The 25,154-nt window shown below is 43.5% G+C and carries 24 protein-coding genes and 2 tRNA genes; 16 read left to right on the forward strand and 10 right to left on the reverse strand.

Going from position 1 to position 25,154, the window contains the following annotated elements:
* The first annotated feature begins 14 nt into the window (after positions 1-14).
* The 10 genes from ACSFC1_RS08095 to ACSFC1_RS08140 all read left to right on the forward strand — a co-directional run bounded on the left by ACSFC1_RS08095 (position 15) and on the right by ACSFC1_RS08140 (position 8,716).
* Positions 15-1,868, forward strand: a complete 1,854-nt coding sequence (locus ACSFC1_RS08095; RefSeq protein WP_435565595.1) for an ABC transporter substrate-binding protein — start codon at positions 15-17, stop codon at positions 1,866-1,868.
* A 118-nt stretch (positions 1,869-1,986) separates the two neighbouring features.
* Positions 1,987-2,061: transfer RNA gene (locus tag ACSFC1_RS08100), tRNA-Arg, on the forward strand.
* Positions 2,062-2,069: 8 nt separating this feature from the next.
* Positions 2,070-2,145 (forward strand) — tRNA-Lys (locus ACSFC1_RS08105).
* Between the two features lie 86 nt (positions 2,146-2,231).
* Positions 2,232-2,783, forward strand: coding sequence for a translation initiation factor IF-3 (gene infC / locus ACSFC1_RS08110; RefSeq protein ID WP_435565596.1), 552 nt, complete (start codon positions 2,232-2,234; stop codon positions 2,781-2,783).
* A 15-nt stretch (positions 2,784-2,798) separates the two neighbouring features.
* Positions 2,799-3,002 (forward strand): 50S ribosomal protein L35, encoded by a 204-nt coding sequence (gene rpmI / locus ACSFC1_RS08115; protein ID WP_435565597.1) that lies wholly within the window; start codon positions 2,799-2,801, stop codon positions 3,000-3,002.
* Positions 3,003-3,018: 16 nt separating this feature from the next.
* Positions 3,019-3,396 carry a 50S ribosomal protein L20 gene (gene rplT / locus ACSFC1_RS08120; protein WP_435565598.1) on the forward strand — a complete coding sequence of 126 codons (378 nt, stop codon included), beginning with the start codon at positions 3,019-3,021 and terminating at the stop codon, positions 3,394-3,396.
* 83 nt (positions 3,397-3,479) lie between these two features.
* On the forward strand, positions 3,480-5,234 hold the full coding sequence (locus ACSFC1_RS08125) for an NADH-dependent [FeFe] hydrogenase, group A6 (protein WP_435565599.1): 1,755 nt from the start codon (positions 3,480-3,482) through the stop codon (positions 5,232-5,234).
* Positions 5,235-5,650: 416 nt separating this feature from the next.
* Complete coding sequence (locus ACSFC1_RS08130) at positions 5,651-6,949, forward strand: ABC transporter substrate-binding protein (protein ID WP_435565600.1); 1,299 nt, start codon at positions 5,651-5,653, stop codon at positions 6,947-6,949.
* Positions 6,950-6,997: 48 nt separating this feature from the next.
* Positions 6,998-7,867: a carbohydrate ABC transporter permease gene (locus ACSFC1_RS08135; RefSeq protein ID WP_435565601.1), complete on the forward strand. Its 870-nt coding sequence runs from the start codon at positions 6,998-7,000 to the stop codon at positions 7,865-7,867.
* Positions 7,868-7,876: 9 nt separating this feature from the next.
* Complete coding sequence (locus ACSFC1_RS08140; protein WP_435565602.1) at positions 7,877-8,716, forward strand: carbohydrate ABC transporter permease; 840 nt, start codon at positions 7,877-7,879, stop codon at positions 8,714-8,716.
* A 39-nt stretch (positions 8,717-8,755) separates the two neighbouring features.
* On the opposite strand, the gene ACSFC1_RS08145 is transcribed toward ACSFC1_RS08140, so the two are convergent.
* From ACSFC1_RS08145 to ACSFC1_RS08160, 4 genes are read right to left on the reverse strand one after another with little or no spacing between them, the layout of a single operon-like run.
* The gene (locus tag ACSFC1_RS08145; RefSeq protein ID WP_435565603.1) at positions 8,756-9,589 is read right to left on the reverse strand and encodes a carbohydrate ABC transporter permease; all 834 of its coding nucleotides are present in this window, start codon (positions 9,587-9,589) and stop codon (positions 8,756-8,758) included.
* Between the two features lie 9 nt (positions 9,590-9,598).
* The gene (locus ACSFC1_RS08150) at positions 9,599-10,477 is read right to left on the reverse strand and encodes a carbohydrate ABC transporter permease (protein WP_435565604.1); all 879 of its coding nucleotides are present in this window, start codon (positions 10,475-10,477) and stop codon (positions 9,599-9,601) included.
* Positions 10,478-10,530: 53 nt separating this feature from the next.
* Positions 10,531-11,880: an ABC transporter substrate-binding protein gene (locus ACSFC1_RS08155; RefSeq protein WP_435565605.1), complete on the reverse strand. Its 1,350-nt coding sequence runs from the start codon at positions 11,878-11,880 to the stop codon at positions 10,531-10,533.
* Positions 11,877-12,482: an HAD family hydrolase gene (locus tag ACSFC1_RS08160; protein ID WP_435565606.1), complete on the reverse strand. Its 606-nt coding sequence runs from the start codon at positions 12,480-12,482 to the stop codon at positions 11,877-11,879. Before ACSFC1_RS08160 ends, ACSFC1_RS08155 begins: the two co-directional genes overlap by 4 nt.
* A gap of 229 nt (positions 12,483-12,711) precedes the next feature.
* Between ACSFC1_RS08160 and ACSFC1_RS08165 the strand changes: the two genes are divergently transcribed.
* From ACSFC1_RS08165 to ACSFC1_RS08180, 4 genes are all read left to right on the forward strand, one after another.
* Entirely contained in the window at positions 12,712-13,143 is a 432-nt protein-coding gene (locus ACSFC1_RS08165; RefSeq protein ID WP_435565607.1) for a hypothetical protein, read from the forward strand.
* A 96-nt stretch (positions 13,144-13,239) separates the two neighbouring features.
* Positions 13,240-14,055 (forward strand): septum site-determining protein MinD, encoded by an 816-nt coding sequence (gene minD, locus ACSFC1_RS08170; protein ID WP_435565608.1) that lies wholly within the window; start codon positions 13,240-13,242, stop codon positions 14,053-14,055.
* Between the two features lie 6 nt (positions 14,056-14,061).
* Positions 14,062-14,334 carry a hypothetical protein gene (locus tag ACSFC1_RS08175; protein WP_435565609.1) on the forward strand — a complete coding sequence of 91 codons (273 nt, stop codon included), beginning with the start codon at positions 14,062-14,064 and terminating at the stop codon, positions 14,332-14,334.
* A 9-nt stretch (positions 14,335-14,343) separates the two neighbouring features.
* Entirely contained in the window at positions 14,344-14,748 is a 405-nt protein-coding gene (locus tag ACSFC1_RS08180; protein WP_435565610.1) for a secondary thiamine-phosphate synthase enzyme YjbQ, read from the forward strand.
* On the opposite strand, the gene ACSFC1_RS08185 is transcribed toward ACSFC1_RS08180, so the two are convergent.
* The 6 genes from ACSFC1_RS08185 to ACSFC1_RS08210 form a co-directional block, all read right to left on the reverse strand.
* Entirely contained in the window at positions 14,741-15,871 is a 1,131-nt protein-coding gene (locus ACSFC1_RS08185) for a type III PLP-dependent enzyme (RefSeq protein WP_435565611.1), read from the reverse strand. The two genes, ACSFC1_RS08180 and ACSFC1_RS08185, sit on opposite strands and share 8 nt — an antisense overlap.
* Positions 15,862-16,827 carry a GAF domain-containing protein gene (locus tag ACSFC1_RS08190; protein WP_435565612.1) on the reverse strand — a complete coding sequence of 322 codons (966 nt, stop codon included), beginning with the start codon at positions 16,825-16,827 and terminating at the stop codon, positions 15,862-15,864. The genes ACSFC1_RS08185 and ACSFC1_RS08190 overlap by 10 nt, the downstream gene beginning before the upstream one ends.
* The gene (locus ACSFC1_RS08195; protein WP_435565613.1) at positions 16,824-17,249 is read right to left on the reverse strand and encodes an RrF2 family transcriptional regulator; all 426 of its coding nucleotides are present in this window, start codon (positions 17,247-17,249) and stop codon (positions 16,824-16,826) included. Before ACSFC1_RS08195 ends, ACSFC1_RS08190 begins: the two co-directional genes overlap by 4 nt.
* A 17-nt stretch (positions 17,250-17,266) precedes the next feature.
* A complete protein-coding gene (locus tag ACSFC1_RS08200; RefSeq protein WP_435565614.1) occupies positions 17,267-18,982 on the reverse strand; it encodes a peptidoglycan DD-metalloendopeptidase family protein in 1,716 nt (571 codons plus the stop codon).
* 3 nt (positions 18,983-18,985) lie between these two features.
* The gene (locus ACSFC1_RS08205; RefSeq protein WP_435565615.1) at positions 18,986-19,648 is read right to left on the reverse strand and encodes a DUF2225 domain-containing protein; all 663 of its coding nucleotides are present in this window, start codon (positions 19,646-19,648) and stop codon (positions 18,986-18,988) included.
* Between the two features lie 180 nt (positions 19,649-19,828).
* Entirely contained in the window at positions 19,829-20,179 is a 351-nt protein-coding gene (locus ACSFC1_RS08210; protein WP_435565616.1) for a hypothetical protein, read from the reverse strand.
* Positions 20,180-20,497: 318 nt separating this feature from the next.
* Here ACSFC1_RS08210 and ruvC point away from each other — a divergent pair, with 318 nt between their 5' ends.
* A complete protein-coding gene (ruvC, locus tag ACSFC1_RS08215) occupies positions 20,498-20,989 on the forward strand; it encodes a crossover junction endodeoxyribonuclease RuvC (RefSeq protein ID WP_435565617.1) in 492 nt (163 codons plus the stop codon).
* Positions 20,986-25,104 carry a PolC-type DNA polymerase III gene (locus ACSFC1_RS08220; protein ID WP_435565618.1) on the forward strand — a complete coding sequence of 1,373 codons (4,119 nt, stop codon included), beginning with the start codon at positions 20,986-20,988 and terminating at the stop codon, positions 25,102-25,104. Before ruvC ends, ACSFC1_RS08220 begins: the two co-directional genes overlap by 4 nt.
* Positions 25,105-25,154: the final 50 nt, after the last annotated feature.

The raw sequence follows: 25,154 nt of genomic DNA on the forward strand, positions 1-25,154 counted from the left end.
AAGGGGGTATGAAGATGAGAAAGTTTTTGGCGCTCTTTTTGATTCTGGCAGCTTTGCTGGCATTCGCAGAAGTGAAGAATCCAGACACTATCGTGAAGCTAAACCTTGCCGGCGAGCCAGACACCTTTGACCCACACTTTGCATATGACACTGCAAGTGGTGAAGTTTTGAACGAGGTCTACGAGTGTCTCATTCAGTACAAAGGTTCCAGCCTCACAGAATATGAACCAAGACTTGCCACGGCGGTACCTACTCTGGAAAACGGTCTCATCAAGGACGATGGTAAGACATTTGTGTTCCCGATCAGAAAAGGCGTAAAGTTCCACAACGGTGCTGAACTCAAGCCAGAAGATGTCGAATACAGCTTTGAGAGAGGTCTTTTGTTCGACCCAGCTGGCGGACCAATGTGGATGATGTGGGAAGCTCTCTTTGAAGTCTACTCACTTGAAGAGTTCGTTGAAAAAATTGCAGGTAAAGCTTACAGCGATATGATCGATTCTAACACCGGTGAGCCACTGCCACAGTACAAAGATACCTTAATCAAGATCTACACAGACTACATTGACCCAGCTATTGAAGTTGATGGAGATAACGTGGTCTTCCGAATGCCAAGACCATTTGGTCCATTCCTATCCATAATTTGTCATTATGGCTACTGGAGCTCCATCCTGAACAAAGAATGGTCAATCGCACAGGGTTGTTGGGATGGCAAACCAGACAGCTGGTGGAGATACCATGATCTACCAAAAGAAAAGTCCCCACTGTACGCAAAAACGAATGGTACAGGTCCGTTCAAAGTAGTCGAGTGGGACAGAGCACAGCAGAGAGTGACACTTGAAAGATTTGATCAATACTGGAGAGGTCCAGCAAAGGTCAAGAAAGTGATCATTTGGAACGTCGGTGAATGGTCAACGATGAAAGCCATGCTCGAGAAGGGCGATGCAGATATAGCAGCAGTACCAACACTGTATCTGCCACAAATCGAAAATGCTCAAGGCATTGTGGTAGAAAAACCATTCTCAACACTCACAGTTCACTCACTGCACTTCAACTGGAATGTCAGGCCAGATAGTAAATACATAGGTTCTGGTAAGCTCGACGGTGAAGGTATACCACCTGATTTCTTCTCTGATGAACATCTGAGAAAGGCTTTTGCATACGTCATCAACTACGATGCTGTTATAAAGGACGTACTCAGAGGACTTGGCAAGAGAATACCGACTGACCTGCCAGCAGGTTTGATCGGATACAATCCTAACTTCCCACTCTATCAGTTCAGTATAGCCAAGGCGACAGAAGAGTTCAAGAAGGCATGGAATGGAGAAGTTTGGAAGAAAGGATTCAAATTGACGTTGCTGTACAACACTGGTAATGAAGTCAGAAGAACAGTTGCAGAAATGATAAAGACATACGTCGAAATGATCAACCCGAAATTCAAAATCGAAGTTCGCGGTGAGCAATGGCCAACATATCTGACTTCTTACAAAAATGGTTATCTGCCTGCATTTATCATAGGATGGCATGCAGATTATCCAGACCCACACAACTTTATACAGACATACTATCACTCAGCCGGAACATACGGTTTCGCTCAAGGTGAAAACTTCAAGAAGTTCGTCTCAACACCAAACCCAGATCTTGGAGGCCGCAGCTGCAATGAGATAATTGAAGAAGCTGCTACACATCCAGATCCAGCAGTGAGGCAGAAGCTCTACGAGCAAGTCCAGGCATTCGCAATTAAGAATATCCTTGGTGTTCCTCTGTACGAAGGCATGGGCTTCAGTGTCAGGAGAAGCTGGGTGAAAGGTTGGTTCCACAACGCTATGAGGTCTGGCGAGGATTACTATCACCTGTGGAAGGAAGAGTAATGAGAATCGATCTTTGTGAACCCGGGGGTTCCCCGGGTTTTTCATTTTTGATCTGACGATAAGATTTCTTCGACAGTGTTGACAACCGCAATGCGAAATGATAAAATGAAAAAGCGGTGCCCCTGTAGTTCAAAGGATAGAACGGCGGATTCCTAATCCGTAAATGGAGGTTCGATTCCTCCCAGGGGCACCAGACAGATCGGGCCGTTAGCTCAGCAGGTAGAGCACCTGACTCTTAATCAGGGGGTCGCAGGTTCGAATCCTGCACGGCCCACCAGCAAAGCGGAAGCTTCGCTTCCCACCCCAAGACGCAGTCGAAGGGGTTCAGTAAATTGGTCGAATCCAATTCGGGAGGCGGGCTTTTTGCCCGCCATTTCTCATAGGGAGGTCGGGAGTATAGAAAAGGAACAGGTCATGTTGAAAAATGAACAAATCAAACATCCCAAAGTCAGGGTAATAGATTCTGATGGGAAACAGATCGGTGTACTACCAACCAGAGAAGCGATTGAAACTGCGAGAAGACAAGGACTAGATTTGGTACTCGTATCACCAAACAGCGATCCACCTGTGGCAAAGATCATGGACTTCGGAAAATACTTGTATCAGGTGTCGAAAAGACAAAAAGAAGCAAAGAAAAGACAAAAACAACAGGAAATCAAGCAGATGAAATTTCGGCTTAAAATCGATGAACATGATTACCAAACTAAGTTGAAGCACATCAGAAGATTTCTCGAGGATGGAGACAAAGTCAAGGTTACGATCATGTTCAGAGGAAGAGAGATTGCCTTCGCAGACAGAGGAAAACAGATTCTCGATAAAGTTGCAAACGATGTGAACGACATAGCCATTGTCGAGGCTGAGGCTAAGCTCGAGGGAAGAGACATGTGGATGCAACTAAAGCCCAAGAATACTTGAAGGAGGGTCTTGTTCATGGCAAAAACTAAAATGAAGGTCAGCAAGACAGCTGCAAAAAGATTCAGAGTGACAAAGAACGGCAAGGTCCTTTACAATCACGCTCGAACCAGGCATACAACGGGAAAGAGGAAAAGATCTGCGCTAAGAGTTTTGCGAAAGAAAGATGTTTTGAGGAAAGGCGACGAAAAAAGGATCAAGAAATTGCTCGCTTTGAGATGAGAGGAGGAAACAGAATATGAGAATCAAGAGATCGTTGCATGCGAAGAAGAAAAGAAGAGAGAAATTTTTGAAAGCGGCAAAGGGATATAGAGGAGCAATAAGCAGAAGATATAAACTTGCGAAGCAACACTATTATAGAGCAAGATGGTACGCGTTCGTCGGAAGAAAGATCAAGAAAAGAGATTACAGAAGTCTGTGGATTACCAGGATAAACATCGCAGCGCGACAGCATGGATTAAAGTATAACCAGCTCATACACGGTTTGAAGCTGGCAAATGTGCAAGTTAACAGAAAAATGCTTGCAGAACTCGCCGTGAATGACCCGAATGCCTTTGTCGAGTATGTGAAAATAGCGAAAGAGCAACTTGAGAAGCAGATCGTTGGAGCTCATTGAGTGAAGAGGCATCCAATTGGATGCCTCTTTGTGTTATAATATATGTGAATCCTTTAACAAACTGCTCGCGAGGAGGGTTCATTGTGGCTAACGTAGTTGTTGAGATCAACGGAAGAAAGTACGAAGTACCTTCAACGTCTTCGATAGTAGAAGCTTGCAATCTGGCAGGTGTTTACGTCCCAACTCTTTGTAACCATCCAAGACTTGAGCCCACAGGTGCATGTCGTGTCTGTGTCGTGGAGGTAGAAGGAGCAAGAAACCTGCAACCAGCTTGCGCAACAAAGGTACAAGATGGTATGAAAATTCGAACAAAGACAGATAGAGTCGAAAAGGCAGTGAAATTTAACCTTTCTCTGCTGCTCTCCAGACACCCGAAGGACTGCATGACCTGCGAGGCAAATGGCAGATGTGAGTTTCAAGATCTCATCTATCGCTACGATGTCAAAGATGCGTTTCCCACTGAAGAGAGAATCAGTGCCATTTACGACAACAGTTCACCAGCAGTCGTGAGAGACCTTGAAAAATGTGTTTTGTGCGGCAGATGCGTCAGGGCTTGTTCCGAACTCCAAGGCATGGATATCTACTCAATGGTTGACAGGGGCTTTGAAACACTACCTCAAACAGCCTTTGAAATGCCACTTTATGAAACAGATTGTATTGCCTGTGGGCAGTGTTCGGCGTTTTGTCCCGTTGGTGCAATCACAGAAAACAGCAATGTAAGAAAAGTTCTTGAAGAACTGGAAAGACACGACAAAGTACTCGTAGTCCAAACAGCACCAGCAACAAGGGTAGCTATCGGAGAAGAATTCGGTCTTGAACCAGGAAGCATCTCTACAGGAAAGATGGTTGCCGCTTTGAGAAGACTTGGCTTTGATTATGTCTTCGACACGAATTTCGCAGCAGACCTCACAATCATGGAGGAAGGTTCTGAATTCTTGGAAAGACTCAAAAAGGGTGGACCATTCCCCATGTTCACTTCTTGTTGCCCAGCTTGGATAAACTTGGCGGAAAAACTGTATCCACAGTTTTTGAAAAATCTCTCATCGTGTAAATCTCCCCATCAGATGCTCGGGCCTCTTGTGAAAACATATTTCGCAAAGAAAAAAGGCATCGATCCAGAGAAAATTTTGGTCGTTTCTATCATGCCGTGCACGGCAAAGAAGGATGACATAACAAGACCACAACACATGGTGGAAGAAATGCCTGGTGTTGATATAGTTTTGACAACTCGTGAACTCGGCAAACTTATAAAGACGAAGAAAATACCGTATGCATCTCTGCCAGATGAAGAATACGATAATCCACTCGGTGAATCGACGGGTGCTGCTGCAATCTTTGGAGTCACCGGTGGTGTGATGGAAGCGGCACTGAGAACAGCGTATGAACTGGGATTGGGCAAACCACTACCAAAGATCGAATTCAACAACGTTCGTGGTTTTGAGGGTATCAAAGAAGCGACAATTGACTTTGACGGAAAGCCACTGAGAGTAGCAGTCGCACACGGTGGTGCAAATGTTCGAAAATTGCTTGATAAGATTGCTTCAAGAGAAGTGTATTACGATTTTGTCGAGATAATGGCTTGTCCAACAGGGTGTATAGGTGGCGGTGGACAACCCAAGAGTCTGGACAAAGACGTTTTGACAAAAAGAATGCAAGCCATCTATACCATAGACGAACGAAGTACAATAAGAAAATCACACGAAAATCCGTCCATCAAGAAGCTGTACGAAGAATTCTTAGAACACCCACTCAGTCATGTGTCTCATGAACTACTGCACACAACTTACGTAGACAGATCGAAGAAGAAATCCTCAACGCTTGAGACTGTCAAGATGTGAAATCGTTGAAATGTATAAGGGCGAGGTTAAACCTCGCCCTTTTTCTATTCCAAATGGATTGTGAAAAATCACGAGATATTGTCAACATATGATAAACATATTGACATTATGAGTACAAGTGTGATATAATAATTAAAAAATCAAGAACACCGTGTGGATGTGGTGGAGACTTGGAGAAAACCATATCCCATGTTGGGGTATGGTTTTTTGCTTCTAACTCAGAAAGCGATGACAAGACTCTCTAACTCCGGCAAACATTCTTGCTAATAAAGCTTCTTTGTTTTGGAAAAACTTGGCTTGCCTGAGAGTAATTTGAACAACTCGAAATGACGTAGCTTCAAGTCACCTTAAAAAGATTTAACAGCATTTTTGAATCTTTGCGGGAAAATCTGAATACCCATAAGGAGGTGGATGAGGTGAAAAAGGTAACTGTTTTGCTGTTGATTTTGATGACAGTTGTGTCTTTCGCAAAGGTCAAGATCCAGTTCTGGCATGCGATGGGCGGTTGGCGCATTGAAGTCATTCAGAACATGGTGAATGAATTCATGAAGCTGAACCCTGAAGTTGAAGTCGAGGTACAGTACGTTGGCAGTTACGAAGAAATACTGGCAAAAACCGTTGCGGCAGTTCAGGCAGGTACCCCACCACACGTCGTGCAACTAAACGAGATAAGTACACAAAAGATGGTCGACAGCGGGGTCATAGTGCCTGTTCAAGATCTGATTGATAAGGACCCATCTTTTGATGTTGGACTGTTCCTTCCTCAGGTCTTAAATTACTACAGAATCAGCGGAAAACTCTATTCGATGCCTTGGAATAGCTCGACTCCTTTACTCTATTACAACAAGACTCTCTTCAAAGAAGTGGGACTCGATCCTGACAATCCCCCCAAAACCTACATGGAATTGATCGATGCCTGTCGGAAATTGGTGAAAAAAGATGACAAGGGCAATGTCATCAGAACTGGAATTACTTGGCCCTTGTATGCTTGGTTCTTCGAAGAGTACATGGCACTTCAAAATCAAGCGCTCGTTGACAACAACAATGGAAGGACAGCCAAAGCAACCAAAGTGGTCTTCAACAATCAGGCCGCATTGAATTTCTTGAACCTTTGGAACACCCTTACTAAGGAAGGGCTGATGATCAACACAAAACGCGCAGACTGGACAGCAGCAAGACAACTATTCATCTCGCAAACCGTTGGTATGTTGATTTCGTCAACTTCTGATGTTGCGCTTCTGATAACTGAATCTACAAAGCAAGGTTTTGAACTTGGTACTGCCTTCCTACCGTTGCCCGATGGTGCAGCGCGCGGTGGTGCTGTGATCGGTGGAGGAAGTCTGTGGATTATAAAACAGAAAAACCAAGCAGAAGTCGAGGCGGCATGGAAACTCGTAAAATACCTTGCTGAGCCCGAACCACAGATCATTTGGCATCAAGCAACGGGTTATTTCCCAATCAGGGTAGATGCTATACAGAAGCTTCAAGTCCAGGGTTATTATAAGAACAATACACACCATCTGACCGCCATTCTGCAATTACTCACAAGTGTTCAGAATTACAACACAAACGGGGCTATTATAGGTGCTTTCCCAGAGGTCAGAGACGCGATAGAGACAGCTGTAGAAAAGATGATCTCGGGGACCTTAACGCCAAAACAAGCACTCGATGAGGCAGAAAAGAACGCAAACAAAGCTATAAAGGAATACTTCTGAGTACTCAGAAAAGGGCGGCTCTTCTGAGCCGCCTTTGGAGGTGGCTTAGTGCGCAGAAAGTTGTTACCGTATTTGCTCTTGATACCAACTTATTTGGTTATAGTGATCTTTATTTACTTGCCTGCATACGATTCTTTCTATTCGAGTTTTTTCAAAGTATCGGTTTTTGGGAATAGAAGGATCTTCATCGGTTTTCAGAATTATCTTTCTTTGCTGAGTGATAAAGATTACCTTATGGCAGTGAACTTCACACTCGTTTACACGACAACAACTGTCATCGTGTCGATCTTTCTGTCTTTCTTTTTGGCTTTGTTACTTGATCAAGAGGTCCCAGGTTCGAGGATTTACAGAACCTTGATCTTTGCACCTTATGCTGTGTCTCACGCAGTAGCCGGTGCTTTATGGGGATTTCTTTTGAACCCCGTTGTGGGGCACGTGAATTATCTCATGCGAATCTTCTTCGGTATACAAACCCAGTGGTTGACAACCAGGCCTTTTGCCGCTTATTCCTTGATCTTTGCCTCGATATGGAAAACCCTGCCTTTCAATATCATCTTTTACTTGGCAGCTCTACAGAGTATTTCTTCAGAAGTGATCGAGGCAAGTATCATAGATGGTGCAAATTCCTGGACACGTGTCTGGAAAATACTCTTTCCATTGGTTTCTCCGATAACCTTTTATCTTGTTATCATGAGTGTTATTTCTTCAACCTTTCAGTCCTTTGCGATCATCGATGTCATGACAAAAGGAGGTCCTGGTGGGTACACGACCAACATGATCTACAAATTGTTCATGGATGGCTTTAGATTTCAAAAGACAGGCTTGGCTTCGGCAGAGAATGTCGTACTTTTTGCCGCCATGATGATCGTCACAATCATTTACTTTGTCTATGGACAAAGACGTGTTCACTATCAATGAGGTGGTACCGTGAAGAGATCTACAAAGAATAAAATCAAGACATATGTGGTTGAAATACTTTTGATTTTATCAAGCTTGCTGATCTTTGCTCCTATTCTGTTGGCTGTTTTCATGAGTATTCAGCCACCTGAGTTTGTTTTTTCTTACCCGCCAAAGTTCTTTCCTGCGGGCGTTTATCTAAAGAACTATCTTGACGCTTTTAGGATAGTCCCCTTTGCAAGAATGATTCTCAACAGTGCAATAATTGCCATTTTGATAACTCTGGGCAAATTGTTTACCGGCGCCCTTTCTGGCTATGCGTATGCCAATTTTCAGTTCAGAGGCTCAAAGATAACCTTTTACATTTTGTTTGCCACACTCTTCATCCCCGCTGAGATAGTTTTAATTGTGCCGTTGTTCAAGATCGTCTCGCGGTTTGGCTGGACTAACACTTACTGGGCGATGACAGTACCATTCATGGCAAGCGCAACAAACACCTTTCTGATGCAGCAACATTTCAAAACTATTCCAAAGGATTTTGAAGATGCCGCAAGAATAGACGGAGCGACCTCTATGCAGTATTTTGTGAAGGTTATACTACCTCTTTCAAGACCGATCATTGCAGGTGCTGCAATAATAAACTTTACTTACGCATGGAACATGTACCTATGGCCACTGATTGTTGCAATGGAAGACAAGATGAAAACCGTTCAAGTTGCGATAAATATGATCATCAACGCGGAGTCTTCAAACAACTGGGGCATCATAATGGCAGGAACCGTTATAGCTTTGGCTCCAACACTCGTACTGTTTTTTGCACTGCAAGATCTTTTTGTGAAATCTTTGGTGAGCAGTGGTATAAAAGGATGAGACCTCCCGTTGTTCAGTTGGAGGTCTCAAGCTCCAAAATCACTTTATTGCTCCAACAGTTATCCCCTGCAAGAAATACCTTTGGAAGGCGAAGAAGACTATCAGCATCGGAATAGCGGCATATGTTGCACTCGCCATGTGCAGAGCATATTCCATGGGAATTTCCTCTCTGATCATCACAAGGCCAGCCTGAAGCGTCTTCATCGCCGTTGTGTTGGTAACTATCAATGGCCAGAGAAAGTCATTCCATTCGTTTACAAAAGTGAAGATTCCAAGAACGGCTATGGCAGGCTTCGAGATGGGAAAGATGATCTTCCAAAAGGTTTGAAATTCTGTAGCCCCATCTATTTTCGCGGCTTCAATGATCTCATCAGGAAGCGTCACCATGAACTGTCTCATCAAGAACACACCGAATGGTGCCGCTATGCCAGGTAAGATCAGTCCCCAATAGGTGTTTATCATTTTAAAATTGGAGACGATTATGTACAGAGGAATCAAGGTCACTTGATTGGGTATCATCATCGAAGCGATGTATATCCAGAAAAAGATCTTAGCACCTGGGAATTTTTTCTTTGCGATGGCATAACCAGCCATCGCGCACAGAATGATCCTGATAACCGTTACAGAACCGGCAACGACAGAGCTGTTGATCGTCCATCTCAGAACATACGGTCTTTGGAACAACTGCTTGAAGTTCATAAGGGTGATATTCTTAGGAAAGACTTCTGGAGGAAACTTCAAAACCAAAGTCGGTGGCTTCAAAGCAGTTATGATCATCCAATAGAGTGGTATGAAAGCCATCAAGCCAAGTACCGAAAGGATGATCAGAGAAATTGTGTTCTTGACGAATCTTTTTCGATTGAGTTTACTCATCTCATCACCTCAGTATTGAACATTTGAGCCAAGCCATTTGAATTGAATGATACCAAGTCCAACGAGTATTACAAACATCACCATTGACATCGCCGATGCCAATCCGAGGTTGTAGTCTCGGAATGCCGTAGTGTAAACAAGGTATGCTACCGTTATCGTTGAGAACTCCGGACCACCTTGAGTCATGACGTAGATATTTGAAAAGGTCTGAAAATTGGCAATCATGCCCATTACCAATGCATACAGAATCGTTGGTTTGAGCAGCGGAATGGTGATCTTCGTGAAGATCTTCCACGAATTCGCCCCTTCCAACTTTGCCGATTCAAAATAGTACTCTGGTATCGAAGCCATAGCGGCAGAGAGTAAAACAATTGTAGAACCCCCACCCATGATCACTTGCATTGCTATTAGAGAAGGCATCGCTGTCAATTTGTTCCCAAGCCAGATTACTGGGCTGAGTCCCAACAATTTCATCAGATAATTCAGCAAACCAAAGGTTGGGTTGAAGATCCACAACCATATCAGAGAAATAATGACCGAAGAAGTGACATGGGGAAGATAGAACACCGTCTTGAAAAAGGTCTTAATCGGTTTTCGAAAGGGATATATGAGAACTGTGACAAGCAACGCCTTGCCAAGCCATAGAGGAACTACCCCAAAGGTGTAGATAAAGGTGTTGATGAGTGCTTTCTTGAACAACCAGTCGCTGAAAATCTCCTTGTAGTTTCCCAAACCAATAAATGTCTTCGAGAAAACATTGTAATCGAACAGGCTGAGATATACTCCGCTTCCAACCGGAACGAGAAAAAAGATGAAGAAAAAGACAAAGTGAGGAAGCAAAAAGAAATAACCATATCTGTTCTTGTAAATTCTCTTGAACAAGCTCAAGCGGTATCACCTCACGCAAGAATGTAAGGGACGACCGTGTGGTCGTCCCATCTTCATTTGATCTTCTTGAGGATCTTGTTTGCCTCTATAACGAAATCATCCAAAGCCTTCTGAGGTGTTTTCGTTTTTGCAAATGTAGCTTCAAGTGCAGCTACAAAGTGTGCGTTCATCTGAGACCATGGGAACTCTTCGCTTCCGAAGAATTCAATTCCGTATTTGTCCATGATCTGTGCGTACCTCCTAACTTGCTCGTTCATGTATGGATCGTCTTTGTACAGAAGTTCGTTGACTGACTTTCTGGCGGTGAGGTATTGAAGTGTCTCCAAGAGAGCTATGTTCTGCTGATTGGTAATGAATCTGAGAAATTCAAAGACCATTTCCCTTTTCTTCGGATCACTCTGCTTGAAAACTATAAAGCCACTTCCACGAGCGTAGGCAACTGGGTCTTTCCCAGCAAGATGTGGGAACGGTGCAACAACTGGGTAGAAGGCTTCAGAGATACGCCCTTCCTTGACATATCGAGTGATTCTGCCTATCTCGTATGGACCACCAAAACCTATACTCGCTTTGTGGGTGTGGAAGAGACTTATGACACCGTAGATATCAAGAGCTTCGGCACCCTTTGGGGCAACTCCGTGCTTCTCTATGAGATCAAGAACAAATTGAAGCCCTGCTACCGCTTCAGGACTGTTGATGATCACTTCAGACTCATCTTCGTTGGTCAATCTACCACCGTGTGCATAGATGAAGTTCAAAACGTTGTGAACCATGTCTCCCTTTGCACCAAGTGCTATAGCATAGTGATCAATCTGTCCATCACCATCGCTGTCGTAGGTCAATTTCTTGCAAGCTTCGATGAACTCCTCCATTGTCCAGCCTTCGTTCACTATCTTTCGCCAGTCTATGCCTGCCTTTTCAAAGTCGGGTGTGTACAAGAGCATCGTCGAGCCCATACCATTCGTTCCGTAGACCCAGGGCCAAATGTAATGCTTACCGTTGATATAACCAGCCTTCAGACACTGATCATAGAAATCTTCCCAATCTTCTGCGGAAAGATAGTCATCGATAGGTTCCAACAAGCCGCTCTTTGCCCAACGACTGTCCCAGACAGGTCCTTTGAAGAAATCTGGTTGTGTCTTTGTTGCTATCGCTGCTGCCAATTTTTGTGAATACTCTTGATTCGTCACAAGAACATACTTGACCTCAACATCTGGATGCAATTTCATAAACTCTTCGGAGATCCACTTGGGGAATTCCTCACCTGTCAGAGGTTTGTCAGCTGGATGACCCGGAGGTGCTATTCTCCAAGGATTGATCCACCAGGTGATCGTGATCTTCGCTGGGAACACAAAGGTTGCAGCCAGCAGCAATACCACCATGAGCATCTTCCAACTCAGCTTCATGAAGACCTCCCCTTTCTATTGATTGGCAGGAACTGAAGATTTTCCAGCTTCTGCCATAGTTCTTCTGCGTTGATGAAAAGAATCGACTCAATACCCAGCCTTGAAGCAGCCTCTACATTCTCCTTGGTATCGTCGATGAAAACTGCTTGTGATGGTTGAAATCCTTCCTTTTCCAAAATATGCAAATAGAACCTCTGATCTGGTTTCATAAAACCGATTAAATGTGAGGCATAAACTGCTTGAAAAAATTCATAATCCCCCCGTCTTACGTGTATATTGTAATGTGACTCAATCGTGTTGGTTCCAGCTACTACTCTGTGATTTTCTGACAAGTCTTCCACTATTTTGACTGTGTCAAGGTTCAACGTGGGATTGAAAAACTTAGCCCACAGATCCTCTGTGACGATCTTCCCAGTTAAAAGAGAAAATCTCTGCCAAAACTCTTGCGGTGTGATCTTGCCAGTCTGGATTTCCTCTAAACCTGATTGGTTTGCAAACTTCAGAAATTCCTGCTTGGACATTCCGAGGTAATCGCATATAAAAGGGACAACAGAGGTGTTGTTACACAGAACTCCGCCTACGTCAAATATGAACAGTCTCACAACAAACACTCCTTTGTGGTTGTCTCAGAAAATACTATAACATATGTTTTGTGGTGTTATTATGTCATATCAGAATTGTCGTTGTTGTTTTCTTTGAAACCTTAATTAAAGTGAAGGTGGAAGTAAATGAGTTTTTGTGGTTTAATTTACTTGCGATGTTGAACCGTTATAAAGGTGTGTGAAGTCTATTGAGTAAGCTGGAATACTTGCCTTAAATGGAGGTGAGCATATGCAACCTTGGATGGAAAAGTATGTAACGACAAGAGACGAGAGAAAATTGCTCAAACAGCTTTTGCAGAGTGGGGAGATCAGTGATCTTGAAAACACCTTTGGTGATGATTTCGTAAGAGAGTTGATTGAGAATTCTGAACATCTTGAACCATACGGTGACTATGAAATATTGAAGTTTACCGATGAGGGAAAGGTGCGGTTGATCGCCATCGGTTATGAGAAAAAGCATGGAGTTCCTTATGTAGTCCAAGAACTCCTGATTGACAAAGATGAATTCACCGAAGCAAGTGTGGAAGAGCTCAAAGAACTCATTGACAGCGACTACTATATAGAGGAAGAAGACGGTGAGATCGAAAAACTTGTCGACGCAGACGACTACGAAGATCTCGAAGATTACGATGACTTTGAAGAGTTCGATGACTATAACTGAAAGAAGATTCAGATCGTTTTCGGGTGCAACTTTTCTGTGTGGTAAAATTTAGTCAAAAGATCTGTTTTTGGCAACACTCGGAAGGTGGTGGAAAGAGTGGCAAAGGTCATTGTAGTGACATCTGGAAAGGGTGGTGTGGGTAAGACTACGATAACTGCAAACCTTGGTTGTACGTTGGCAAAGCTTGGTGAAAAGGTTTGCCTGATAGATGCCGATATCGGATTGAAGAACCTCGATGTCGTTCTCGGCTTGGAAAACAGAGTTGTGTACACTCTATTGGATGTGGTTAACGGAAAGGTGAGCGCTCAAGAAGCTTTGGTGAGACATAAACAGATGAGAAATCTCTATTTGCTTGCTGCCTCGCAAGTTGCGACCAAGGAGATGGTGTCTCCTGAAGATATGAAAACAATTGTAAAATCACTCTATCCTGTCTTCGACTACATCTTGGTCGATTCACCTGCTGGCATCGAGAGAGGTTTCAGAAACGCCGTTGCCGCCGCTGAGCTTGCCCTGATAGTCACAACACCTGAACTGCCAGCAATCTCCGATGCCGATAGAGTCGTAGGTCTTCTCGAAAACTTCGGTTTCAACGACAAGTCTATGAAAGTAATACTCAACAGGTTCAAAATCAAGATGGTTAAAGCCGGTGAAATGCTCACTCAGCAAGACGTGGAGTCTACATTGGCACTGGAGATCGTTGGAGTAGTTCCTGATTCCGAAGAGGTGATAATAGCTACGAACAAGGGGCTTCCTGTTGTCTTGAACGGTGATATGAGCGTATCCAAAGTCTTTGAAAACATCGCTCGGCGTCTCAAAGGAGAAACACTGCCATTAGATGAAGACATTTCACAGATGACCGAGAAAGGGTTCGTTGCGTTCTTCAAGAATCTCTTCGGTAGGAAAAGGGGATGATGATCCGTGTGGTTCTTTGGATTGTTCAAAAGAAGAAGACGCGAGAAGAGTAGAGAAACAGCTTATAAGAGATTGGAAACCATCTTAGAACGCAGACGACCCGTTGCGGTGACCGAGATAATTCCGAAAAGTGAATTCGAGGAAAACTCAGAGAAGATAAAAGAGAGAATTGTGGATTGGGTGAGCGATACATTCAAGGTTCAGAAAGACAGGGTGAAGGTAGAGTTCGAGGAACACAATGGGTACATTGTCATAATCACCAACGTTCTCTTTGAATGAGGTGAGGGTATGAGAAACTTCACCGTCAAATCTTCTCAGAGAGAACAACTTTTGGATATCTCACACGATGTCCAAAGGCTAGTCGATGAGTCTAATGTGAAAGAAGGTATTTGTCTAATCTTTGTTCCACATACAACTGCTGCTATCACTATAAACGAAGGAGCTGATAGCTCGGTTGCCGTTGATTTACTCGACAAACTCTCTGATCTGATACCGAGAAATCAAGACTATAAACACCTTGAAGGGAATGCCGACGCCCACATAAAAGCAACCTTAGTTGGTTCTTCGCTTGCATTACCAATCAGTAATGGGAAACTGACTCTGGGTACCTGGCAAAGGGTTTTCTTCTGTGAATTTGATGGTCCCAGAGTCAGAACGGTTTTAGTGCAGATTCTTCCAGCTTCAACTACTTGAGATCTTGCACGAAATACACCTTGGGTGATGGTATTCCGTTGAAATTGGTGCCATATTCAACTGTGTAGGCACCGGTGTTGATGAAATAGATTATATCATCGAGTGTAATATTGTAAGGAAGCATCGCATCATCATACACTTTGTCAACGCTATCACATGTTGGTCCAGCCAGAACAAATGGTATTTTTTGTTCTGTTTCCTTTCCATCAACGACAAGTTCGTATCTGAAATTCTCGATCGTTTCCATCAAGCCGTGAAAGACACCAGCATCGATGTAGACCCATTCCTCACTACCTCTTTGACATCTCAAAAGCACCTTGGTGGCTAATACTGCTGAATTACCAACCATCGATCTACCTGGCTCAGCGAAGATCGTAAGGTCCTTCACTCCATAGAGATATTCACCAACACTCTGTTGAACTATATTGCCTATCTCCTCAACGGTTGGTATTGGTTTGACGTGTTTCACGGGTATGCCGCCTCCGATATCGAGAACCTTCAAGTTTATGCCAAAATTCCTGTCAGCCCAGTAGAAAATCTTCGCAACCCTTTCAATGGCATTGGACCAGCTGTGAGGATCGTAGTTTTGCGATCCGACGTGAAAACTCACACCGACCGGTACTAACCTGAGTTTCTGTGCATAGGCAATCAGATCAACTGCAACCAACATGTCTACACCGAACTTTCTCGACAGGGGCCAATCACTGTGTGTGTTTTCAACGGCAACACGTATCACTATTTGAGAACCAGGCGCATTTTCAGCTATCTTCTCAAGCTCCATAGTAGAATCTGCAGCAAAGAGGTCTAAGCCAACATCGTAAGCTGCAGCAATATCCTTCTCTCGCTTTATGGGATTTGCAAAGATCATCCTGTCCGGCGTGACACCCAGATCGAGTAGCTTTCTTATCTCTCCTATTGAAGCCACGTCAAAGTTGCTGCCAAGGTCTCTCAATCTTTCGATTATTCTTGGATGACTGTTCGCCTTCACAGCATAGTAGATCTTGCATCCAGGTATGGCTTTTGCAAGCTTCTTGTAATTCTCCTCTACGATGTCCAAGTCGACAAGCAGAAACGGTGTTTCAAGCGTTCTTGCGGCTTTCCGAACAACGTCGTTTAACTCCACTCTTTATCACCTCTCATCTTGCGAGATATTTTTTCACATATGGCGTTTAAAAATCGATTGTCTTCTTCGTCAAATGGTTCTAAGATATGGCTGTCTATGTCTAGTTCTCCGTAGATCTCTCCAGCCAGTTTTATCGGCACAACTATCTCAGACTTGACCTTCGGACTACAAGAAAGGTAGTTCGTTTCTTTGGAAACATCCTGCACGATAAAAGTTGTGCCCCTTGCCGCAGCTTGCCCACATATGCCTTTGCCGAAGGGTATCCTAACGTGTTCGGTTGGTTCTCCAACGAATGGTCCGAGTATGAGTTCGTCTTTCTTGTTTTCGTCAACCAGATAAAAACCAACCCAATCATAGTACGCAACGTTGCCATACAAAAGTCCACAGATCCTCTTCATTGATTCGTTGAGGTCTGCTTCTTTCAATATCTCTTCTATCTGGTTCAAGAGGTCTTCAAAGAGGTCTTGCTTCGAGATATAGTTACCAGACATCTTCCCATCTCTGAAAGACTTTACGGACTGAAAAGCAACTTCACAAACTCTATCGATTATTCCCTTCTCGTACAGTGCCACCAAATCTACCAGAATCACCTTTTCGGTATTGCCGTCTACCACAGCCCAATCTTTGACTCCAAGCAAACCGGTCAGAACGATGGAAAAATCCTCTTTGTTGAGTTCAAAGAGTTCATGCCTGTGAGAGATGAGTTTGGAACAACAGAGTTTCTGATCTCGAGATTTTTCGTGCCAGCATTGCATTAAAGCATCGAGCGTTGGTCTTCTAAATTGCAAGAGAAGTGCTTTGATTTCCTCTTCTGAGAGATTCAATGCTTTTTCGTAGTTTTCAATAATAGGCTTGTGCTTCTCTCGATAGACTTTCCAGTATGAATACCAATCCTTTTTGTCATATCTGAGCAGTTCAAAGAAATCATCGGCTATGTTTTGTACAATACTTCTCATGATCTTAACCCTTTCTGGCAGTTTTCTATCATATCTCTGAGCGTCACAGATTCAAGTGTTTTCTGCAAAGATTCCCTGAGTTTTTCCCAGATCATCTTGCGGATAACACACGTTGAAGGATCTTCACAACAGTTTTCATCTAAGGTGCATTTTATGATTCTATCTGGTTCATCGACGGCTTTAACAACATCAAGAGCAGTTATACTCTCCGCCGGTCGAGTCAAACGATAACCGCCTTTCCTTCCACGAGTTGATTCTATTATTCCGGCACCTTTGAGTTCGACCATGATCTTTTCTGCAAACTCCTTAGGTACTTTGACTTTGGTGAGTATTCTTGCCAATGAGAGTGGTTCAACATTCTCACAACCGACAATCTCTAAAAGAATCTTAAAGGCATACTCACTCTTGATCGTTATTCCCAATGCCTTCTACCTCCATTTCATCTGATCTGAGACGCAACAACGTAAACATCTACATAAGATCTCATGTTCACAAGAGCCTCTTTCAAGCTACTCGTGTAAATATCTATCTTATCGTTCTTGATGGCTAATCCGGTATCTTCAACTTTGAAGAAGCCATAATTCGGTTTATTTGAAAACTGTGGAATATAAACGATGCTTCCAAGAGGAATAACCGATGGATCTGCTGCAATCGTCCACCAATCTTTCGGAGTCGTTCCAGTTGCTGTTACCCGAAAGGTTGGATGCTCAGGCAACTTGCCGTCTTCCCATTCTGAATAATACGTCGCCTCGAATTTCCCGGCATACTTCAAGAGGATTCTCAACGGGTCTCTTGGCTCTCCATCTATCCAGATTTCGAAATGAAAAACAGTTTCCACCGTTCCAATACTCTGCCCTGCCATCAACCACTGACCCTGAGAAACCTCGATAAGGCTGAGATTCCCATAGACTGCCAGTATTCCATTCCCGTGGTCTACTCTGACGTGATAGCCATATTGATCTTGAATGATACTCGTAACTCTTCCAGGAAGAATTGAACGAACCTTTCTTTCCTCAGTCACCTTGATATCTACACCTGTTCTGACTCCTCCACCAGCAGGTTCAGAGAAAACTCCTACAACTTCCTGAGGGTTCAACGGGGCACTCAGTGGGTATCTGAACAAGGCACTCGTATCTTCAATGGGAATCTTTATTCTCTGACCAACGATCAATCTGTTTGCATCTTGAATTTGATTCAATTCCATGACCTGTCTCAATTTGTCCTGCTTCAAGCCATAAGCTTGCAAGATGCCTAAGAGTGTGTCACCGCTCTTGACGATATAGGTTATGTACCCTTGATCGAGTTTCAAAAACCTGTCTCTGTCATATTCACGTACAACACCACGTAATGCTTCAAGCTCTGTTGCAAGTTGTCTGACCAATGCTGTAGTATTGGCAACGTACTGCTGTAACTCTGCAGAAGAGCCAACAGCTACTGGTCTTGGTTGAGATTCCAGCAATCTTTGAAAATCTCTTCTGAGAGAACTCTCCGTTTCCTTCAAAGCAGATCTCAGCTGACCAATCTCCGTTTCTATAAAGGATAAATCCGCAAAAGATTGCGTTTGAGGTGTTTGAGATGCCAATCTCTCTATGGTGTTTTCGATAGACCTTATTCTCGTTGTGAGTTCCACAGCCTGCGACAGCTGATTCGAAATCGATGAAACGGAGTTCTCAAGGCTGTTCAACCTTGAGATTATTTGTTTGGCATCAACCTGTTCAAGAAGCTGTGTGGTTTGTTGAACAAATCTCTCGTATGCCATCTGTTGTTGTTTTTGAGAGACTTCAACATCGCCTAATCTGTATATGAGTTCTCTTATGTCTGAGACGTTCAAAGCGGCTGAAAGTTGGCTGTATCTCATTTCAAGTGAAGTAATTCTTGCCAAGATGTTTTTCAAGTCGTCCTGCGATACCACCGGCATACTCTTCTGTTCGTTTATCGCTTGCTTGGCAGCAGCAACATCACTGTTTATCTTCGAGATCTCTTTCTGCAGGTTTTGGAGATCTCTTTGGTTGTTCATAGTGTTCCTTTCAATCTGCGATAACCTGTACTCAAGATCATCCAATCGCCTGTTGATCTGGTTAATCAGGTCCTGATTGTAAGGATTGCACGCAAACAGAAGAATCACAATCAAAGGCAGAAATACCAGTTTTTTCATAATTCACTTCCTCGCTGAAATTTCCTGCCATTCTTTACGTGCAAGTTTTACATACGCAGAGTTCGAACTGCTAAACTTCTGTATCAAGGTCGAGAACCACTTGATTGCTTCACTCTTATTCGAGAGCCGTGCATTCAACTCTCCAAGGTAGAAAATAACCATTATCTGTTGTTGCTCAGAAAGTTCCTCGTTCATGTAGCTCTCTGTGAAATGCTTTAATGCACCCGAAAGAGCCTTCTTTTCTTCCTCAGAGTTATTCAAATCCCTCAAAAGCCATGCAAGTTTCAGATAGGCTTCTGCTGCTTTCAAGTGCTTACCAAGCAACGCATAAATCGCTGCAGCCACAGTGAACAGACTCGCACCATCTTTCAGCGTTCTGTTCTCTGAGAGATCAACAGAGATCATTTTCTTCAATCTCTCACAGAGCTCTGAAACCATTTTTTGCTTTTCTGGAGGTACAGGATTTTCAAAATCACCTTCGAAGGTTGTATAAAAACATTCTGGGCAGGTCACCAGTTGAAACAAAAGTGCATTTACTCCATCATAGGTTGGCTTCATATCACTGTCTCGATCCCTTATTTTGATTGCATTACTGAAGAGACGAAGAGTATGGAATTTCTTCGAACAAACAGGACACTTGAACTCTTGTTCCCAAAAGGTTTGCAACCAAGCACCTCCAATTAACTGTACTGTGTGAATTATATCACCGATTTAGTCGAATATATTTTGCGTCTTTTTTCCAGAAGTATTAGATTTTCCAACACGAAAAAGTACCGTGTTTTCACCGGTCTTTTATCAAGTTCTATGAAAGATGAAGAGATGTGGCGAGTTATCGAAGGTTAGTCCTCAACCCTTAGCATCAATCTTTAGAACCCACTGTTGATAGAACTCATCGACAAGGACCCTGTGACCTAAACCAGCTGGTATCAGCAACAGCTCACCGACCTGTAGAACTACTTCTTGTTCTATCTGCATCTCGTTACTTCGAAATTCGCCTTCGGACAGTTTTTCCACCTGTCCAGTCAGTTTACCAAGCTGTACAGTGGCTTTGCCACCTATAGCAAGGTACAGATCGTGTTGAAATTCATGAGCTTCTGCTTTGCCAGTCGAGGGACCGCTGATCGTAATCTTTCTGGCGTGTAAGCCTTCGGTAATTCTCTCGAGCTTTTCGGCCGATGATAATTTGATAGCCTTCAAGTCTTACACCTCCAACAGATTCAACGTTCACAAAGAGCAAATTCATAGATCAGGCACTGTGTGGAAAACATTCACGATGATTTTACCATCTGCCCGCATCCTCATTGCACAATCTTGTGCACAACACCAATCTGGTTTGGCAGAAGTCCAAAAACTCTGTTTTATCTTTTGATCAATACCGTTATGAGAATAGGAAAGCTCAGCATTTTTTCCATGAATTTGGAATCTACACAGAATTTTTAAAGGTTGAGTAACAACACAACAACCGATATGGGTCTATAATGTGGTTTGCCTACCAAAGAAATCGAGGTGTGGGTTTTGACAATTCTCGGCATAGATCCTGGCTTTGGCATCTTGGGTTACGCCGTTCTGAGAGCAAGTGGAAATATCTTTGAATCTCTTTGTCACGGAACGTTGCAGACCAAGAAAGAGGAAAAGATTTCACTGAGGCTGAAATTTCTATATGAAAAACTCATCGAGTTGGTAGATCGATTCAGTCCAGAGGAGATTGCCATGGAGAAGTTGTTTTTTTCTCGAAATGTCACGACAGCGATCTCCGTCGGAGAGGCAAGAGGAATTGTCTTGCTCGTTGCCGCTCAAAAGGGCTTAGAGATTCATGAATACGCTCCACACGAAGTGAAAAAGGCTGTCACTGGGAGTGGCAGAGCTACGAAGAGAGAGGTCCAGAACTGGATGAAGATCTTGTTGAACTTGTCGGAGATTCCCAAACCCGATGATGCTGCTGATGCTCTGGCAATCGCCTATTGTCATGCAGTTACGAGGAACTTCGTACGGAGGTTCAAAGAATGAAAAGGGTCAGCCTTGAAGATCTGAACGTAAACCTCAGCGATATTCTCGGTAAGATGGGTTTTGAAATCTCTTGTGACTGTGTTGTTCGATCGGTTTCTTTCGACTGCATTACTAACACCTTGGTGATGACAACAGACAAACCAATCGAGATCTCTAAGGAGCTTAAAACTGCATTAGAGGAGTTCTTCGAAGTCTCCGTAACCTTTCAGCATACCGCTTCACTGAGAAATCACATTGATATCGAATTGCTGAGAAAAGAGCTGAACGGAGCCTTTCCTTATGTTCAGTCTGCAACAGTTCAGGAGGACAAAGTTGTACTAAAGGTATCCGGCGAGTTCGGTAAAGACAGAGTCAACAGCAAGATGGGGCAAGTGAAAAGGGTTGTGAACGATTTGCTCGGTAAGGATTTGCAAATACAAATAGAGGTTGAGGAACCAAAGATTGTTTTGGAAGAACCAAAGATTGAAGTGAAGAAGCAAGAACACAAGAGAGTAACAAAAAAGACGGAACATTTCTGTACACCATCTAATCTGCCGGAGAGTTCTGAAAACACTAAAGTCGTAGGTCAGATATTCAAGATGGAACTGAGAGAAGGAAAGAAGAGGTTTTTGAGTCTGTACTTGACCGACAAGAAAGATTCACTCACTTGTCTGGCGTTCAACAGCGTAGTCGATGAAGTTCTTCAGAATTTCCAGGAAAAAGATTGGGCTCTCTTCGAAGGTGCGCTGAGGTATGATGAATCTGGAGAACCTGTCCTACACATCAAGAAATTCCAGAAGATGGAGCCTATGATTCGTGTTGATAACTGTACAGAAAAGCGAGTTGAGTTGCACGCTCACTCGAAACTCAGTGACTTAGACAGCGTTCTCGATATAGAAGATTATGTTCAAAGGGCTGCATCTTGGGGCTGGAAAGCCATTGCGCTGACCGATCACGGTGTGGTTCAAGGAATACCATATTTCTACGAAACCTGTAAGAAGACGGGTATTAAAGCCATATTTGGTCTGGAAGCATATATTGTAAACGATTCAGAACCAATAGTACTCGGCATCGATCATGATATCAACTTGAACACAAAGAGGTTTGTTGTTCTCGACATCGAGACCACAGGGCTTCACCCGATGTTCTCAGAGATAATCGAAATAGGCGCTGTAGCGATCGAAAACGGACAGATAACTGAGAGTTTCCAAAGCCTCGTAAAACCAAGAGAAAAACTCAATGTTTTCACCGTTCAGTTCACAAAGATAACCGATGAGATGTTAAGAGACAAACCCCCAATAGAAGAGGTTCTGCCAAAGTTCATCGAATTCTGCAGAGATAGCGTCTTAGTCGCACACAATGCGAACTTCGACTACAGATTTCTCCGGCATTGGATCGACAAAGTAATGAAACTCAGTTGGAAGTTGCCTGTTGTGGATACACTCGCACTCGCAAAGAGACTCTTGAGATTGGCAAATTACAACCTCGAAAAACTCGCAAATCACTTCAAGATTGGTCCGTTCTCACACCACAGAGCTCTCGAAGATGCAAAGGTCACGGCGCAGATCTTCCTCGAGTTGTTAAAGATCGCCGCAGATAAGAATGTCAACAGCTTCAAGGAAATAGAGACGTTCCATAAAGACTCAATCCTCAGACAGTCGAAGCCTTTTCATGCCACTTTGCTCGTCCAAAACAAAGACGGACTGAAGAACCTGTACAAACTCGTGTCAAACGCTCATGTGAAGTATTTCCACAACGTTCCACGAATTCCAAAGAGTGATCTGCAGTCACTGAGAAATGGACTTTTAATTGGTAGCGGTTGTGTTGGTGGTGAATTGATCCAAGAGATCCTCGGTGGTGCCAATGAAAGTGAAATAGAAGAAAAAATGGCATTCTACGATTTCGTTGAGATCATGCCTCTTGATCTTCTACCGATCAACAACGACCTTGGTTTGAGCCGACAAAAACTCAAGGAGATCTATGTGAAACTCTATCAACTTTGTGAAAGGATAAACATTCCAGTTGTTATGACAGGCGACGTACATTTCCTCGATCCAGAAGACGAGAAAATAAGGGCAGTTCTTCAGGCTCCTCAACAAGACTACATACCAGAACAACCAGCAGCGTACTTGAGAACAACAGAGGAGATGCTTCAAGCAGCACGAGAAATCTTCCAAGACGATGAAAAAGCATTCAAGGTTGTTGTGGAATATCCCAATAGAATAGCCTCTGGCATAGAAGGGGTTGTACCGTTAGAGAAAAAACTTCACACTCCAAAGATAGAAGGTGCAGAGGACCAAGTAAGATCGATCGCAACACAAAGGGCACTTGAGTTATACGGTTTCCCATTACCAGAGATCGTCGAAAAGAGACTGCAGAAAGAGCTTGATGCGATAATCAACCATGGATATGCAGTTCTCTATCTCATCGCCAAGAAGATGGTCGACAAATCCTTGAGTGATGGTTACGTTGTAGGTTCTCGAGGATCTGTAGGATCTTCCTTCGTCGCCTTCCTGATGGGCATCACGGAGGTCAATCCACTACCACCACACTACTACTGTGCAAAATGCCACTACATAGAATTTGTGCAGAACAACGGTTATGGCTCAGGGTATGATCTACCTTTCAAGGACTGCCCAAGTTGTGGAGAGCCACTCAACAGAAATGGGCAGGACATACCCTTTGAAACCTTCATGGGCTTCGAGGGAGATAAGGTCCCTGACATTGATTTGAATTTCTCAGGTGATTATCAAGACGAGGCACACAGGTTCATAGAAACACTGTTTGGTAAAGAACACGTATATCGTGCTGGAACGATAAACACGATAGCTTCAAGGACTGCCTATGGCTTTGTGAGGGCTTACGAAGAAAAATCTGCCAGAAAGGTGAGAAAAGCGGAAAGCGAGCGACTTGCAAATGCAATAACAGGTGTCAAGAGAACTACTGGCCAGCATCCAGGTGGTCTGATGATAATCCCAAAAGAGTACGAGGTTTATGACTTCACACCAATACAGTACCCTGCTAACACAAGAGAGGCGTTGGTTCTAACGACCCACTTTGACTACGAGTCCATTCACGATGATCTTGTCAAGATAGATGCACTCGGTCATGATGATCCAACTTTTGTAAAGCTTCTAAAGGACTTAACGGGTATTGACCCAATGAAGATTCCTATGGACGATGAAGAAACTTTGGAGATTTTCTCAAGCCTTGAACCACTCGGCATAAGACCTGAAGAGATCGGCACAGATGTTGGCACCTTTGGAATTCCAGAGTTTGGTACGCAATTCGTTCGGGGTATGCTGACCGAAACAAAGCCCAAAACCTTTGCAGAGCTTGTGAGAATCTCAGGACTGTCTCATGGAACCGACGTGTGGTTGAACAACGCTCAAGAATGGATAAGGCAAAGAAAAGCGACTCTGTCTGATGTCATTGCCTGCCGCGACGACATAATGAATTATTTGATAAAAAAGGGTATGAATGCATCAAAGGCTTTCAAGATCATGGAGAATGTCAGGAAGGGCAAGGGTATTTCCGATGAGGATGAAAAGAACTTGAGAGAACTCAATGTCCCCGAGTGGTATATCGAATCTTGTAAAAGAATCAAATATCTTTTCCCAAAGGCTCATGCAACGGCATATGTGAGCATGGCGTTCAGGATAGCATACTTTAAAGTACATCATCCACTGGCTTTTTACTCTGCTTATTTCACTTTAAAAGGTGATGAGTTCGACATCGAGGCTGCACTCCAAGGACCAGAGATCGTGAGAAAAAAATTGGCAGAACTTTCGACGATCATCGACAAAGATGTGAGAGAAAAGGCAAGAGAAACCACCCTTGAATTGATGCTTGAGATGTTTTTGAGGGGCTACTCTTTCTTACCGGTGAACGTGAACAAATCGGACGCAAAGATCTTTTTGATAGAGAATGGCAAACTCAGAATACCCTTCAACAAATTACCAAATCTTGGTGACAGCGTCGCAGAATCGATAATCTTGGCAAGAGCGGAAAAACCTTTCAGCTCACTTGAAGATATCTCCAGGCGCACCAAACTCAATAAATCCCATCTGGAAACCTTCAAGCGTTTGGTCGAGCTCGAGGGCTTACCTGAAAAAGAGCAGATAAGTCTCTTCTGATTCAGTTTCCTTATCTAACCTATATCCATCAGGAATGTGGCTGAGCCACC

The organism is Pseudothermotoga sp. U03pept, from assembly GCF_051235805.1.
GTDB lineage: Bacteria > Thermotogota > Thermotogae > Thermotogales > DSM-5069 > Pseudothermotoga_B.